This window comes from Flavobacterium sp. (assembly GCF_041911335.1).
Lineage (GTDB): Bacteria > Bacteroidota > Bacteroidia > Flavobacteriales > Flavobacteriaceae > Flavobacterium.
This window is the reverse complement of record NZ_JAYRPD010000020.1, coordinates 25889-40716: the sequence shown is the minus strand read 5'-3', so window position 1 is coordinate 40716 and position 14828 is coordinate 25889. Positions and strand designations below refer to the sequence as shown.

14 protein-coding genes and 1 pseudogene are annotated in these 14828 nt (G+C 32.9%); 7 read left to right on the top strand and 8 right to left on the bottom strand.

The genetic code is table 11. From position 1 onward, the window contains the following. The first annotated feature begins 5 nt into the window (after positions 1–5). The gene (locus ACE3PD_RS02705) at positions 6–104 is read left to right on the top strand and encodes an IS3 family transposase (protein WP_374398722.1); all 99 of its coding nucleotides are present in this window, start codon (positions 6–8) and stop codon (positions 102–104) included. Between the two features lie 58 nt (positions 105–162). Here ACE3PD_RS02705 and ACE3PD_RS02700 read toward each other — a convergent pair whose 3' ends face one another. Continuing rightward, a complete protein-coding gene (locus ACE3PD_RS02700; protein ID WP_374399298.1) occupies positions 163–3588 on the bottom strand; it encodes a methylmalonyl-CoA mutase family protein in 3426 nt (1141 codons plus the stop codon). 186 nt (positions 3589–3774) lie between these two features. Here ACE3PD_RS02700 and ACE3PD_RS02695 point away from each other — a divergent pair. Then, a pseudogene (locus ACE3PD_RS02695) lies at positions 3775–4431 on the top strand (DUF4197 domain-containing protein). Between the two features lie 410 nt (positions 4432–4841). Here the strand turns inward: ACE3PD_RS02695 and ACE3PD_RS02690 are convergent. Continuing rightward, on the bottom strand, positions 4842–5534 hold the full coding sequence (locus ACE3PD_RS02690; RefSeq protein WP_374399296.1) for an SIMPL domain-containing protein: 693 nt from the start codon (positions 5532–5534) through the stop codon (positions 4842–4844). Positions 5535–5591: 57 nt separating this feature from the next. Beyond that, positions 5592–6218, bottom strand: a complete 627-nt coding sequence (locus tag ACE3PD_RS02685) for a rhomboid family intramembrane serine protease (protein ID WP_374399294.1) — start codon at positions 6216–6218, stop codon at positions 5592–5594. A gap of 81 nt (positions 6219–6299) precedes the next feature. Here ACE3PD_RS02685 and ACE3PD_RS02680 point away from each other — a divergent pair, with 81 nt between their 5' ends. Continuing rightward, entirely contained in the window at positions 6300–7181 is an 882-nt protein-coding gene (locus tag ACE3PD_RS02680; protein WP_374399292.1) for a lysophospholipid acyltransferase family protein, read from the top strand. 16 nt (positions 7182–7197) lie between these two features. Here ACE3PD_RS02680 and ACE3PD_RS02675 read toward each other — a convergent pair whose 3' ends face one another. From ACE3PD_RS02675 to ACE3PD_RS02665, 3 genes are read right to left on the bottom strand one after another with little or no spacing between them, the layout of a single operon-like run. Then, on the bottom strand, positions 7198–8685 hold the full coding sequence (locus tag ACE3PD_RS02675) for an aminotransferase class V-fold PLP-dependent enzyme (RefSeq protein ID WP_374399290.1): 1488 nt from the start codon (positions 8683–8685) through the stop codon (positions 7198–7200). A 17-nt stretch (positions 8686–8702) separates the two neighbouring features. Beyond that, complete coding sequence (locus ACE3PD_RS02670; protein WP_374399288.1) at positions 8703–9197, bottom strand: hydrolase; 495 nt, start codon at positions 9195–9197, stop codon at positions 8703–8705. A gap of 5 nt (positions 9198–9202) precedes the next feature. Further along, on the bottom strand, positions 9203–9967 hold the full coding sequence (locus ACE3PD_RS02665; protein WP_374399286.1) for an MBL fold metallo-hydrolase: 765 nt from the start codon (positions 9965–9967) through the stop codon (positions 9203–9205). Positions 9968–10082: 115 nt separating this feature from the next. On the opposite strand from ACE3PD_RS02665, the gene ACE3PD_RS02660 reads away from it, so the two are divergent. Both ACE3PD_RS02660 and rlmH read left to right on the top strand, forming a co-directional pair. Further along, on the top strand, positions 10083–11558 hold the full coding sequence (locus tag ACE3PD_RS02660; protein WP_374399300.1) for a TonB-dependent receptor: 1476 nt from the start codon (positions 10083–10085) through the stop codon (positions 11556–11558). Positions 11559–11611: 53 nt separating this feature from the next. After that, on the top strand, positions 11612–12085 hold the full coding sequence (gene rlmH / locus ACE3PD_RS02655) for a 23S rRNA (pseudouridine(1915)-N(3))-methyltransferase RlmH (RefSeq protein WP_374399284.1): 474 nt from the start codon (positions 11612–11614) through the stop codon (positions 12083–12085). Positions 12086–12145: 60 nt separating this feature from the next. On the opposite strand, the gene ACE3PD_RS02650 is transcribed toward rlmH, so the two are convergent. Together ACE3PD_RS02650 and folP are read right to left on the bottom strand one after the other, a co-directional pair. Beyond that, entirely contained in the window at positions 12146–12883 is a 738-nt protein-coding gene (locus tag ACE3PD_RS02650) for a hypothetical protein (RefSeq protein WP_374399282.1), read from the bottom strand. Between the two features lie 3 nt (positions 12884–12886). Beyond that, entirely contained in the window at positions 12887–13708 is an 822-nt protein-coding gene (gene folP, locus ACE3PD_RS02645; protein WP_374399280.1) for a dihydropteroate synthase, read from the bottom strand. An 89-nt stretch (positions 13709–13797) separates the two neighbouring features. Here folP and ACE3PD_RS02640 point away from each other — a divergent pair, with 89 nt between their 5' ends. Further along, entirely contained in the window at positions 13798–14337 is a 540-nt protein-coding gene (locus ACE3PD_RS02640; RefSeq protein WP_374399278.1) for a DUF1599 domain-containing protein, read from the top strand. A gap of 121 nt (positions 14338–14458) precedes the next feature. After that, on the top strand, positions 14459–14812 hold the full coding sequence (locus tag ACE3PD_RS02635; RefSeq protein ID WP_374399276.1) for a four helix bundle protein: 354 nt from the start codon (positions 14459–14461) through the stop codon (positions 14810–14812). The last annotated feature ends 16 nt before the right edge of the window (positions 14813–14828 follow it).

Genomic DNA, 14828 nt, shown 5'->3' with positions numbered 1-14828 from the left:
ATGAAATAAAACAATATATAAACTATTACAATAACGAAAGAATTAAATCAAATCTAAACAAAATGAGCCCGATTAAATATCGAGCTCACTATTATCAAAATTAATTATAAATTTGTCTAAACTTTTGGGTGCAGTCTAAATGGAAGGTTTTTTATTTAAATTTTACATATTTCTTCTATACTGACCACCCACCTCAAACAATGCGCTGGTGATTTGTCCTAACGAACACACTTTCGTAGCATCCATTAATTTTTCAAAAATGTTTTGGTTGTTGATAGCAGCTTCTTGAATTACATTTAACTGTTCTTCAACCTTGTCAGAATTTCTCTTATGCAGATTATTCAACATATCAATTTGATATTGTTTTTCTTCCTCTGTTGCACGAATAACCTCAGCTGGGATAACTGTTGGTGAACCTTTTGAACTTAAGAACGTATTTACACCAATAATTGGAAATTCTCCTGTATGTTTTAAGGTTTCGTAATACAATGATTCTTCTTGAATTTTTGAACGTTGGTACATCGTTTCCATTGCACCAAGAACTCCGCCACGTTCTGTGATTCTTTCGAATTCTTGTAAAACAGCTTCTTCCACTAAATCGGTTAATTCTTCAATAATGAATGAACCTTGAATTGGATTTTCATTTTTCGCTAAACCTAATTCTTTATTAATAATCAACTGAATTGCCATTGCTCTACGCACTGATTCTTCTGTTGGTGTTGTAATCGCTTCGTCGTAAGCATTTGTGTGTAACGAGTTACAGTTATCGTAAATTGCATATAACGCTTGTAAAGTCGTACGAATATCGTTGAAATCAATTTCTTGAGCGTGTAATGAACGTCCAGAAGTTTGAATGTGGTATTTCAACATTTGTGCTCTTTCGTTAGCACCGTATTTATTTTTCATGGCTTTTGCCCAAATTTTACGTGCTACACGACCGATTACCGCATATTCAGGGTCGATTCCGTTTGAGAAAAAGAAGGATAAATTCGGACCGAAATCGTTGATATTCATTCCTCTACTTAAATAGTATTCCACGTAAGTGAAACCATTTGCTAACGTGAAAGCTAACTGAGTAATTGGATTCGCACCCGCTTCAGCAATATGATATCCAGAAATTGAAACCGAATAAAAATTACGAACATTTTGCTTAATGAAATATTCCTGAACATCACCCATTAAACGTAATGCAAATTCAGTTGAGAAAATACAAGTGTTTTGTGCTTGATCTTCTTTTAAAATATCCGCTTGAACCGTTCCACGAACTTGTGCTAACGTTTTTACTTTGATGTCTTGGTAAACCTCTAAAGGTAAAACTTGGTCTCCAGTTACTCCTAAAAGCATCAAACCTAAACCATTATTCCCTTCTGGTAAAGTACCTTGATATTTTGGACGCTCTACTCCTTTTTTCTTGTAAATTTCATTGATTTTAGCTTCAACTTCGTGTTGTAAACCGTTTTCAATGATATATTTTTCACAGTTTTGATCGATGGCAGCATTCATGAAGAATCCTAACAACATTGGTGCTGGACCATTAATTGTCATCGAAACCGAAGTTAACGGATGACTTAAATCGAAACCTGAATATAATTTCTTAGCATCATCTAAACAACAAATCGAAACTCCTGCATTTCCAATTTTCCCATAAATATCTGGTCGAACGTGTGGATCATTTCCGTATAAAGTTACCGAGTCAAAAGCAGTTGACAAACGTTTTGCAGGTAATCCAGCTGATACATAGTGGAAACGTTTGTTGGTTCTTTCTGGTCCTCCTTCTCCGGCAAACATTCTACTTGGATCTTCTCCTTCACGTTTGAATGGATATAATCCTGATGCGAATGGAAATTCTCCCGGTACGTTTTCTTGTAAATTCCATTTTAAGATATCGCCCCAAGCTTGGTATTTTGGTAAGGCAACTTTTGGAATTTGTGAATGGGATAACGATTCGGTATGCGTTGCAATTTTGATTTCTTTATCACGAACTTTAAAACTATAAACCGGATTTTTGTATTTATTTACTTTTTCGTCCCAAGTTAAAATGATTTCCCAATTATATGGATCTAAATTCATTTTTACTCGGTCGAATTCTTTAGTTAATAACGAAACGAAATCTTTGTTATCAGCAGTAATTTTTAAAGAACTTTCAACAATTCCGGCTTTGTCTAATTGCGGTACATTTCCGTTAACCGATTCGATGGTTTTGAAAATTCCGTATAATTTCTGAGCTACTTCTACTTGAGAAAGTGCTGTTTCATCGTATTTTCTATTGTTTTCTGCAATTTCAGATAAATAACGAGTTCTGTGTGGCGGAATTACGAAAATCTTCTCGCTCATTTCACGCGTAATTTCAAAAGTCGATTTTAAATCAGCTCCTGTTTTCTCCACAATCTTATCCATGATAGATTTGTAAAGCGTGTTCATTCCTGGATCGTTGAATTGCGACGCGATAGTTCCAAAAATTGGCATTTTATCGGTATCTACATCCCATAAATTATGATTGCGTTGGTATTGTTTTTTTACATCACGAATGGCATCTAAAGCGCCACGTTTGTCGAATTTGTTTAACGCTACTAAATCAGCAAAATCTAACATATCGATTTTTTCCAACTGAGTTGCTGCTCCAAATTCTGGCGTCATTACATATAAAGAAACATCAGAATGGTCCATAATTTCAGTATCTGATTGTCCAATTCCTGAAGTTTCTAAAACAATCAAATCGTATTTTGCAGCTTTCAATACTTGAATCGCTTCTGCCACATATTTTGATAACGCTAAATTTGATTGACGAGTTGCTAACGAACGCATGTAAACACGAGAATTGTTGATGGCATTCATACGAATTCTATCGCCTAACAAAGCTCCGCCTGTTTTACGTTTTGATGGGTCAACCGAAATTAAACCGATTGTTTTCTCTGGAAAATCGATTAAAAAACGACGCACTAATTCATCTACTAACGATGATTTTCCTGCACCACCCGTTCCTGTAATTCCTAAAACTGGAATTTTTGACGTTTCATTCTTTTGGTGAATTTCATCAAAAACCGATTTTGCAATTTCAGGAAAATTCTCAGCTGCAGAAATTAATCTTGCAATTGCAGTTGGATTTTTCTCTTCGATATGCGATAATTCTCCCGTAAGTTTATCTCCAATTGGATAATCGGAACGTTGTACTAAATCGTTAATCATCCCTTGTAATCCCATAGCACGACCGTCGTCTGGTGAATAAATTCTTTCGATTCCGTATTCGTGTAATTCTGAGATTTCAGATGGTAAAATTACACCTCCACCTCCACCAAATATTTTGATGTGACCTGCTCCTTTTTCTTTAAGCAAATCGTACATGTATTTGAAATATTCGTTATGACCTCCTTGGTAAGATGTCATTGCAATTGCATTAGCATCTTCCTGAATAGCGGTATTTACTACTTCTTCCACACTTCTATCATGCCCTAAGTGAATAACTTCTACTCCTGTAGCTTGAATAATTCTACGCATGATATTGATAGCTGCATCGTGTCCATCAAAAAGTGACGCTGCGGTCACAATTCTTACTTTATTTTTAGGAATATAAGGAGTTTGTAGTTCCATATGTAATTTTTGTTCGTTTTAAAGGGTGCAATTTACGAATTTAATAATTTTATTTCATTTAAAATTTTGAATTAATTGTGATAAAAATTGGCACTATCTTTGTCTAAATAGTTGACAAAATATTTATCATGAAAAAAATCGTATTAAGTTTATTTGTTTGTTTTTAGTTTATTTGGATGTGCCGAAATGCAACAAGTATTAGACCAATTACCACAAGGTACAGGAGTTTTGAGCCAGGCGGAAATTGGAAACGGATTGAAAGAAGCCTTAAATAATGGAATTACCAAACAAGTTTCAAAATTAACTGCTACAGATGGCTTTTTTAAGAATGAAGCTGTTAAAATTTTATTACCACAAGAATTGCAAGTGGTAGATAAAAAATTACGTCAAATAGGGATGAGTAAATTAGCCGATGAAGGATTGAAAGTCTTAAATCGTGCTGCTGAAGACGCGGTAAAAGAAGCGACTCCGATCTTCGTTGATGCTGTAAAACAAATGACTTTTAATGATGCCAAAAATATTTTGATGGGTAATGAAAGTTCGGCAACGACTTATTTACAAAACACGACTTCTACTGCTTTGTATGCAAAATTTAATCCTATGATTAAAAATTCTTTTGCAAAAGTAGGTGCTGATAAAGTTTGAACCAACATCATTACGAAATACAACGCCATTCCGTTAGTGACAAAAGTGAATCCTGATTTAACGGATTATACAACCAACAAAGCAATGGAAGGTGTTTTCAAAATGATTGCTATTGAGGAGAAGGAAATTCGTACAAATTTAACAGCAAGAAGTTCCGATTTATTAAAAAAGGTTTTTGCTTTACAAGACAAAAAATAATGAATTGTAATTTATTTTTTACAGAAAAAACGTTTTCGTAAAAATTTAGTAATCAATAACATAAGAATAACATAACCTTAACATTACAATTCAAAAAAAGGTAAGATATTTGCAACGTAATAAGAGAAAGTTTCTCATTTAGTTAGGGTTAGTTTAGAAAAAATCACTCCGATGCAAATCGGAGTTTTTTTGTTTTTGTAAGGTACGTTTTGTAAATATTTTATTATATTTGACAAACAAAAAAGTATGATGTTTAATATACATATTCATCAAAAATGGTGAGATATGTATTAGTAAGTTAACATATAAAGAAGTTAAATTTCAAAAAGTTTTTTGTGATTGCTTACGTCTTTATATAAACAAAAAACCAGAACTTTCATTCTGGCTTTTCAATTTTTTAAAACTATTTTTTATTCCAATACAAAAGAAACTGAAACATTAGAAATAATCTCAATTTCTCCAATAGCTAATGTTTCCTTAGGCATTGCACTTCCATCTGCCATCGCCATAGTTTTCATTTCGGCATAAACTGGTCGTGGATAGTTGGTATAAGAATTATCAGAAATCACTAAAGCCTTCCCTACTTTTTGTCCCGCTAAAACAGAAACGTAATCTTCTGCTTTTTGTTTGGCATCTACCATTGCTTTTTTACGAGCATCACGTTCAAACTCTTTAATCTTAGACGATTTAAACTCTACTCCTTGAATTGAGTTGATACCGCTATCTACCAAATCCATCATTAACTTATCGTATTTGGTTAAGTCTTTCAAATGAATAGAAATCGTTTGATTGGCTACATAATTGTATTTTTTTGTATTATAATCGTAGTTTTTGTACAAATTCACACGTTGTGTTTGATAATCGGCTGTTGGAATTCCACGTTGCTTGATTAATTTCAACACTTTATCTACAATTTCATCGTTTTTCTTTTTTACTTCGGCTGCTTCTTTACCTGTATTTTCCACCGCAACTGTAATTATCGCTTCGTCTGGAGTTACTTTGATTTTTCCTTCGCCAGAAACACTAATTTGTGGAACTGTTTTTACTTCTTGTGCGTGTACCATACCTACTGAGAATAATAGTATCATTACTAGTTTTTTCATAATCTTAATATTTTAATAATTTATAGTTTTCAAGTATTGTGCCAAAAATGAATCCACTTATATTTTTTTCATTTTAGCCATGATAAATAAAATTACAATAGGAACCAACAATGCTATTACTGTTTTTGATTCTTCTGTAATTAAAAAAGGGAATTTTGCTAAAGTAATTCCAAATCCGCCAATGGCACCTCCAAAATGCGCTACATGTCCAATATTATCGCTTTTTGCTTTCATGCCATAGATCGAAAATAGTAAATATGCGAATCCGAAAATATAACCTGGAATGAATCCGTACATATACAAATTAGGTTCTAACAAAATAGCACTATAAATAATTCCCATTACCGCACCAGAAGCGCCAACCGCTCGGTAGTAATATTCATCTTTATGAAAATACAAAGTGAGTAAATTTCCTGCAATTAAACTTCCAAAATAAAGATAAGCAAAATACATAGCACCTACACTATTAATTACAAAAGGAGCAAACATATAAAGCGTAAACATATTGAAAAGCAAATGCATCAAATCTACATGTAAAAATCCAGACGAAAACATTCTGTATTGTTCGCCTGAGCGAATGCTTCCAATGTGAAATTCGTATTTTCTGAAGAAAGAAGAATCGTTAAAGGCTTTGTAACTGATTAAAGCATTAGCCACCAAAATCACTAATAAAACAATGTTCATAAAGTTTTTTTTGTAAATTTAGGAATACTTTGTCAAATTTACTTGGAACGAAAGAAGTATATTTGTAAAAAATTTTAGGTAATGCAATTATTGATTTATATACTGGTTTATCCCATTTTATGGATAATTTCTATACTTCCCTTCCCTATTTTTTATTTGCTATCTGATGCTATTTGCTTTTTGGTATATAACCTTATCGGATATCGAAAAAAAGTAGTTCGAAAAAACATACGACTAGCACTTCCTCATTTATCTGAAAAAGAACAACTTACCGTAGAGAAAAAGTTTTACAGTCACATGTGTGATATGTTTTTAGAAATGATAAAAACCATGAGCATTTCGCAAAAAGAAATGGAAAAACGTTTTGTTTTTACTAATATGGAAGTGTACTATGATTTAGAGAAAAAAAATAAAAGTATTGCCCTGATGTGCGCGCATTATGCGAGTTACGAATGGGTGATTTCGATGAATTATTATACTAATTTCAAAGGAATTGGAATTTATAAGAGATTAGCAAATCCGTATTTTGATAAATTGGTGAAACGTATCCGTTCTAAATTTAAAGCTGAATTGATTACCACCAAAGAAACTATCGCTACGATTAAGAATAATTACCGAAACAACGTTTTAAGTTTGTATGGTTTTGCTAGTGACCAATCGCCAAGAGTAAGTGCTGCTCATCATTGGGCATCCTTTATGGGACATGTGGTTCCAGTGCATACAGGTGCAGAAATGTTAGCCAAACGTTTTGATATGAATGTGATTTTTTTAAGAACTAAAAAAATAAAACGTGGTTATTACGAAGCAAGTTTTGAAATTCTTTCTGAAGATGTAAAATCGGTTCCTAATTATGAGATTACTGATAAATTCTTGAAGTTAGTAGAAGAACAAATCTATGAAGCACCCGAATTTTACTTGTGGACGCATAAAAGATGGAAACATACAAAAGAAAAAGCTCAGTAATCACTGAGCTTTCTTTTTATAAATTAAACCAATTGTGAACCATTTCCTTGATTTCACCTTTGGCACTTTTATGAACAAATTCATTGGTTTTAGGATTGTATTCATAATCCGTTCCCCATTCTTTATGATTAGCTGCTAAAGCTTTGATGTTTTCGCAAACGAATTCTATTTCTTCTGTTGTAGTTGTTGGGTGAATCGACATACGAATCCATCCTGGTTTTTGAATTAAATCTCCTGAAGAAATTTTACAAACTAAATCGTGCGAAGTTTCTTGATCTACGTGTAGTAAATAATGTCCGTAAGTCCCAGCACAACTGCAGCCACCACGCGTTTGAATTCCGAATTTATCATTTAATAATTTTACTCCTAAATTGTAATGTAAATCATCAATATAAAACGAAATGACTCCTAACCTGTCTTGGTGTTGGTTTGCCAAAATATGTAAGTTATCGATATTTCCAAGAGCTTCAAAAATGTAAGCAACAATTTCGTGTTCTCTTTCTAAAATATTTTGAACACCCATTTTTTCTTTCAACTGAATTGCCAAAGCCGTTTTCATTACTTGTAAGAAACCTGGAGTTCCACCATCTTCTCTATCTTCGATATTGTCGATGTATTTGTGTTCGCCCCAAGGGTTAGTCCAACTTACGGTACCACCACCGGGACAATCGGGAACGTTATTTTTGTATAAATCTTTGTTGAAAATCAAAACGCCTGAGGTTCCAGGACCACCTAAAAACTTATGAGGCGAAAAGAAAATCGCATCCAAATAACTTTCTGCATCTTCTGGGTGCATATTGATATTCACATACGGACCCGAACAAGCGAAATCTACAAAGCAAACACCGTTATTTTGGTGCATTAATTTTGCCACTTCATGATACGGAGTTCTAATTCCGGTAACGTTTGAACAAGACGTTATTGAAGCTATTTTAAAACTTCTGTCTTTGTATTTTTCTAGTAAATTCTTTAATTCATTAATACATAACAATCCATTTTCATCGGCTGGAATTACCACAACATCAGCAATGGTTTCTAACCATGACGTTTGATTAGAATGGTGTTCCATGTGCGAAATAAAAACGATTGGTTTCAACTCGTTTGGAATCGCAGTAAACTCTTTTAAATTTTCTGGAATACGAAGTCCTAAAATACGTTGGAATTTGTTTACAACACCCGTCATTCCGGTTCCATCGGTAATTAAAATATCCGAATCCGATGCGTTTACATGATGTTTGATAATGTGACGTGCTTCATGATACGCCATTGTCATAGCGGTTCCTGTAACTGAAGTTTCGGTATGCGTATTGGCAACAAACGGACCAAAATCATTCATCAATTTCTCTTCAATTGGACGATATAATCTTCCACTGGCTGTCCAATCGGTATAAATGATTTTCTTTTCCCCAAAAGGCGATTGAAATTTTTGATTGATACCAATTATATCCTTTCTGAATTGATCAAAATAACACTCTAATTCAGTTTTTGTAGTTGTAGTTGACATGTTTTAACCTAATTTATTTATTCTTTCGTTTGTCTTTCGTATAAAACCGTTTCTACTGTTTCAAAATAAGTTGGTTTTCCTTCTGTGACAAAATATTTTATTAAAACTTGACCCCATAAATCGCCACAAGAAAATTCAGCAATTATCCATCTGTGATTCAGAATTTTTGATGTATTAATCAAAAACGGAACACCATCAATTGGTTCATAAGGAACAAGCGGATTTCCTTTTTTATTTTCGTTTAAACTAATCAAATCTTCTTTAACTTTTACAGCAACTTTTTGATAATCTAGATTGTTAGAAAAGAAATATTCTTGTGCATCTTCGTCGCTTTCCAAAGCAAAATAATTAGCATTAGCTAAAGTGGCAACAGAATCTCTCGACGTTTTTAAATTCGCTTTTACTTTTAGTATTTCTTTGTCTTTTGCATCTAATATTTTGGTTGAATTCACATATTGAAATACATTAAACAATAATGAGAAAATCAAAGCATACAAAATTACGTTCTTCATAAGTATTAAATATTAATTTCTAAATTGTCATAAGCTACAAACACATTTTCTGGCAATTTCTTCTGAATTTCTTTATGAAAACCAAACAAATGGCTGATATGTGTTAAATAAGTCGTTTTTGGATGCACCAAAGATATGAAATGTAAAACTTCTTCTAAATTAAAATGTGTCGCATGTGGTTCTTCTCGCAAGCAATTCACAACCAAAACCTTACAATCTTTAATTTTTTCGATTTCAGAAGCATCCATTGTTTTCACATCTGTCAAATACACAAAATCTTGAATTCGGTATCCAAAAACTTGCAACGAACCATGGTACGCATTTACGGGAATAACAACTTCATTATTCACTATAAACGATTGATTATTAATGACTTCATTTTCAGAAACAGAAGGTGCTCCTGGATATTTATTTTCGGTTTCAAAGATGTAATCGAATCTTCGTTCTAAATTCTTCAATACACGTTCATGAGCATAAATGGCAATAGCTCCTTGTTTAAAAAAGAACGGACGAATATCGTCTAAACCTGCAGTATGGTCAGCATGTTCGTGTGTAAATAACAAAGCGTCAATTTTAGGACATTTCGAATTTAGCATTTGTTGTCTAAAATCGGGACCACAATCGATAACAATAGAAGCATCTTCGGTTTCAATCCAAACAGAAACACGTAATCTGTTGTCTTTTTTATCCGTACTCAAACAAACTGAGTGATGACTTCCAATTACTGGAATTCCTTGAGATGTACCTGTTCCTAAAAAGTAAATTTTCACAACCTTATCTTTTGCACAAAAATAACAATAATTATGGTAGTTTTTATAAAATGATTAACTTTGCAATTAGAGATTATTATTCTCGTGTACCCCAAAATATATTTTAATGAAAAGTATGGTTACAGATATTAAAGTTCGTGGAGATAAAGAGATAGAGCAAATCCCTTCCATTAAAGATAAAGCATTAAGAATCAATCTTAATGAAAACATCTATGGAACGTTTGCAGAGATTGGTGCAGGACAAGAAACAGTACGTAACTTTTTTAGAGCTGGAGCCTCTTCTGGAACTATAGCAAAAGCCATGTCGGCATACGATAAAGACTTTAGTGACGCTATCTATGGTGAAGAATCTGATGGTCGTTATGTAACAGAAAGTCGTCTTCGTAAAATGCTAACTCATGAAATTAATCTTGTTGAACAACGTTTAAGTAGAGACAAACATCCAAATAAATTGTTTTTTAGTTATGCTAATACGGTTGCTACAATCGACTTTGCAAAGCAATTTAAAGGTCACGGATGGGTTGGAATCGTTTACCAAGTAGAGCCAGATGAAGATTATAACGAAATTATTCTTCACATTCGTTTCAAAGAAAATGATGCTAAATTACAACAAGAAACTCTAGGGATTTTAGGGGTAAATTTAATTTATGGTGCTTTCTATAAATACAACGACCCAAAAAAATTACTTCGTTATTTATACGATCACTTAGATAAAGACCAATTAGAAATTGATACGGTAAACTTCTCAGGCCCAAGATTTGCCAATGTGGACAATCGTTTGATGAGTTTACAATTAGTTAAAAATGGAATGACAGATGCCGTAATGTTTGGTCCAGATGGGAAAAACATTTTACCTGCTGCTGTTTTATATAAGAAGAATATCTTAGCATTAAGAGGGAGTTTTAGACCTGTTACTAAAGTAAATATGGACATGTATGAGGAATCATATAACATGTTTATCAAAGAAAATAAAGTAGCCGAAGACAACACATTTGTTGTTTTTGAAATTACGCTTTCCAATTTAAAAGCAGAAGGTGAAATTGACGAACGTGACTTCTTAGACCGTGCTGAGTTACTTTGTAAATTAGGACAAACGGTAATGATTTCTAACTTCCAAGAGTATTTCAAAGTTGTGGAATACTTCTCTAACTATTCAAAAGCAAGAATGGGATTGGCTATGGGAGTAAATAACTTAGTCGAAATCTTCGATGAAAAATATTACCGCCATTTATCAGGAGGAATTTTGGAAGCTTTTGGAAAATTATTCTATCGCGACTTAAAAGTGTACTTGTACCCAATGAAAGACGAAAGTGGTAATATCATCACTTCTGAAAATTTAAAAGTACATCCAAGAATGAAAGAATTGTACAAGTTCTTCAAATTCAACGGAAAAGTAATTGATATTAAAGATTTTGACGAAAAGAACTTAGATATTTTCTCAAGAAAAGTATTAAAAATGATTTGTAGAGGTGAATCAGGTTGGGAAGATATGCTTCCTGAAGGAACTGCCGATATCATTAAGAAAGAAAAATTATTTTCTTACGCTTGTGAAATCGACTTCAAAGAAAAGCAAACGGAAGAAATTAACTAATATCGAAAATCACTCCCAAAAAGAGTGATTTTTCATTTCACAAAACCAACCACATGAACATTCGTCTTTTAGCTATCGGAAAAACAGATAATAAAGCCCTTCAAACCTTGATTGATGATTACACCAAGCGTTTGTCTTTTTACGTGAAATTTGATTTGGAAATTATTCCCGATATTAAAAACGTAAAGAATTTATCCGAAGCCCAACAAAAAGAAAAAGAAGGCGAATTGATTTTATCTAAAATCACACCTACTGACCAATTAATTCTACTCGACGAAAACGGTAAAACCTTCAGTAGCGTAGGATTCTCCGATTTTTTACAAAAGAAAATGAATACTGGAATTAAAACGTTAGTATTCGTAATCGGTGGTCCGTACGGATTTAGCGAAACCGTTTACCAAAAAGCACAAGGAAAAGTTTCCTTATCGGAAATGACGTTTTCGCATCAAATGGTGCGCTTATTTGTCATTGAACAAATCTATAGAGGATTTACGATTTTGAGAAATGAACCGTATCATCATCAGTGATAAGGTAAAAGGTTAAAGAGGGTAATAGGAAACTAATTCATCCAATTCTTAACTTATTACTTACAACTTACATCCACATTCAGGCAATTTTTTCTCATCGTACACAAATTCAAAAGAAGACAACTGGATTTCATTATTCGTTGCTTTCCATGCCAAAATTTTATTTTGAATGTATTGGTCATAGGTTAATCGGTTATCAAAATTCAAATGTAGCATTGTGATTTTTCCGTCACTTGTGAAATCGGCAAATTCTTTGATGTAGTCAATAAATTCTTCTCTTGAAACATCTACACCATCAACCGTTATTTTGTTGTCTTTATTGAAATTCACGGTGAAATTGTGGTAATTTCTATAGTGTTCGGCGTGTTTTTTTATAAAAAACTTAGAGAAGTATTTTCTGTATTTAAACTCTACATCGGTAAAAGGGAAAAAAGCCAAATTCTTAGCCACACTATCCGAATACGTAAAAACGTTCATGGTTCCTTCTTTTGAGTGGGAACTGCGTTTCTTTTTGTCTTGTAAATTCATCACTTCTGGAATGACTAATTTCAAGGGTAAACGTTTGTCGATATTAAAAACCCAATTGGTTGATGCAATAGAATTCTTGCGATTCACTTCTACAATCGTATCTAATTTTTCTTTGTTGTCTGGATTTTCTTCGGTTTTAAAAAACATATAAATAGGTGAATGATCGGTCATTTCTTTTAGAACCGAAACATTTTCTTGAGGCAACAATACTTCTTCGTTATTACAAGAAAACAAGCCCATCAAGGCAATAATAGCAACTAATTTCTTCATTCTTTATTTTAATTTACTGACTAATTTTATACATTCCACCGCTTCTTTAACATCATGAACTCGGAGAATTTTAGCTCCTTTTTGTAACGCAATTGTATTCAACACCGAAGTGCCGTTCAATGCTTCTTGTGGCGAACTTTCTAACACTTTATAAATCATCGATTTTCTGGAAACTCCGGCTAATAATGGTAATTCTAACATCGAAAATAATCCCATTTTATGCAACACTTCGTAATTCTGTTCCAATGTTTTGGCAAAACCAAATCCAGGATCAATAATAATATCAGAAATTCCAAAGCTTCTCGCCTTTTGAATTTGCTCTGAAAAATAGAAAATCATTTCTTTTACAATATCATCATACTGCGTCAAACTTTGCATCGTTTGTGGGTTGCCTCGCATGTGCATCATAATATACGGCACTTTCAATTCGGCAACGGTTTCCAACATTTTATCATCTAACCAACCTGCTGCAATGTCATTTACCATCGCAACCCCATTTTCGACTGAAGCTTTCGCCACTTGAGCTCGAAATGTGTCTACTGATAAAATAATATTAGGAAAAGTGTCCACCAATGATTTCACAATCGGAACTAAACGTTTGATCTCTTCTTCTTCCGAAACAAATTCGGCACTTGGCTTACTTGAATAGGCTCCAATATCAATAAAATCAGCTCCTTCCGATAGCATTTTATCAACCTGATGAATAATCGAATTGATTTCTTTGTGCTTGCCACCATCGTAAAAGGAATTGGGCGTCACATTCAAAATCCCCATTACTTTTAGAGTTGATAAATCGATTAATTTTCCGTTACAATTGATATTCATCTTAATTTGTATTTCTTTTCACTTTTCACTTTTCACTTTTCACTTAAATGCTTACTTTTGAAAAATTTCACACAAATATAAAGCAAATAATGTCGAATACTTCTCAACAATATGATAAAGTTATAGCGGTTTGTCGCGATTTATTTTCAAAAAAAGCACATGATTACGGTACCGCATGGCGTGTTTTACGTTTGCCTTCTTTAACTGACCAAATTTTCATTAAAGCCCAAAGAATTCGCAGTTTACAAGAAAACGAAGTACGTAAAGTGGACGAAGATGAAACTTCAGAATTCATCGGAATTATCAATTATTGTGCGATGGCTTTGATTCAAATGGAAAAAGGAGTTGCGAGTCAACCTGATATGTCGGCAGATGAAGCTGTGCGCTTATACGATGAAAAAATTGCGGAAACCAAAGCTTTAATGGAAAATAAAAACCACGATTATGGTGAAGCTTGGCGTGATATGCGAATCAGTTCGTTAACTGATTTAATCATTCAAAAATTACTTCGTGTGAAGCAAATCGAAGACAACAAAGGAAAAACTTTAGTTTCCGAAGGAATTGACGCGAATTATCAAGACATGATTAACTATTCGGTTTTCGCCTTGATTTTAATGGAAAATAAATAACAAGTCGTTAACAAGATAACTCTTTTGTAAATTGTATTTTAGCCATTAGAAATCCCAAAAAGCAAAAAACAAAAAACAAATAAATCTAAAATTTCAATTTTTTAAATTCAAAAAAATCTAAATGAGTGAAAAAAAGTATGATTTAGAAGATAGAACCCTTGAATTTGCAATAGCTTGTAGAATTTATATTTGTAAATTACCAAAATCAATTTCAAATATTGAAGATTCAAAACAATTGGTTAGAGCATCAGGTTCTATTGGAGCTAATTATATTGAAGCCAATGAATCATTAAGTAAAAAAGATTTTGTTTTTAGATTGAAAATTTCGAGAAAAGAAAGTAAAGAAGCAGTGTATTGGTTAAACATATTAAACAGAACAAACCCCGAATTTAAATCCGAAACAGAACAACTAATAAAAGAAGGAAAAGAATTAAAATTGATATTTTCTTCTATAATCGAAAAATACAAAGTATAGACTTTTGGATTTTGAA

Excerpts from the sequence above, each read along its gene's own strand:
- ACE3PD_RS02700 (WP_374399298.1), bottom strand. The coding sequence starts at position 3,588 with ATGGAACTACAAACTCCTTATATTCCTAAAAATAAAGTAAGAATTGTG.
- ACE3PD_RS02690 (WP_374399296.1), bottom strand. The coding sequence starts at position 5,534 with ATGAAAAAACTAGTAATGATACTATTATTCTCAGTAGGTATGGTACAC.
- ACE3PD_RS02685 (WP_374399294.1), bottom strand. The coding sequence starts at position 6,218 with ATGAACATTGTTTTATTAGTGATTTTGGTGGCTAATGCTTTAATCAGT.
- ACE3PD_RS02680 (WP_374399292.1), top strand. The coding sequence starts at position 6,300 with ATGCAATTATTGATTTATATACTGGTTTATCCCATTTTATGGATAATT.
- ACE3PD_RS02675 (WP_374399290.1), bottom strand. The coding sequence starts at position 8,685 with ATGTCAACTACAACTACAAAAACTGAATTAGAGTGTTATTTTGATCAA.
- ACE3PD_RS02670 (WP_374399288.1), bottom strand. The coding sequence starts at position 9,197 with ATGAAGAACGTAATTTTGTATGCTTTGATTTTCTCATTATTGTTTAAT.
- ACE3PD_RS02660 (WP_374399300.1), top strand. The coding sequence starts at position 10,083 with ATGGTTACAGATATTAAAGTTCGTGGAGATAAAGAGATAGAGCAAATC.
- rlmH (WP_374399284.1), top strand. The coding sequence starts at position 11,612 with ATGAACATTCGTCTTTTAGCTATCGGAAAAACAGATAATAAAGCCCTT.
- ACE3PD_RS02650 (WP_374399282.1), bottom strand. The coding sequence starts at position 12,883 with ATGAAGAAATTAGTTGCTATTATTGCCTTGATGGGCTTGTTTTCTTGT.
- folP (WP_374399280.1), bottom strand. The coding sequence starts at position 13,708 with ATGAATATCAATTGTAACGGAAAATTAATCGATTTATCAACTCTAAAA.
- ACE3PD_RS02640 (WP_374399278.1), top strand. The coding sequence starts at position 13,798 with ATGTCGAATACTTCTCAACAATATGATAAAGTTATAGCGGTTTGTCGC.
- ACE3PD_RS02635 (WP_374399276.1), top strand. The coding sequence starts at position 14,459 with ATGAGTGAAAAAAAGTATGATTTAGAAGATAGAACCCTTGAATTTGCA.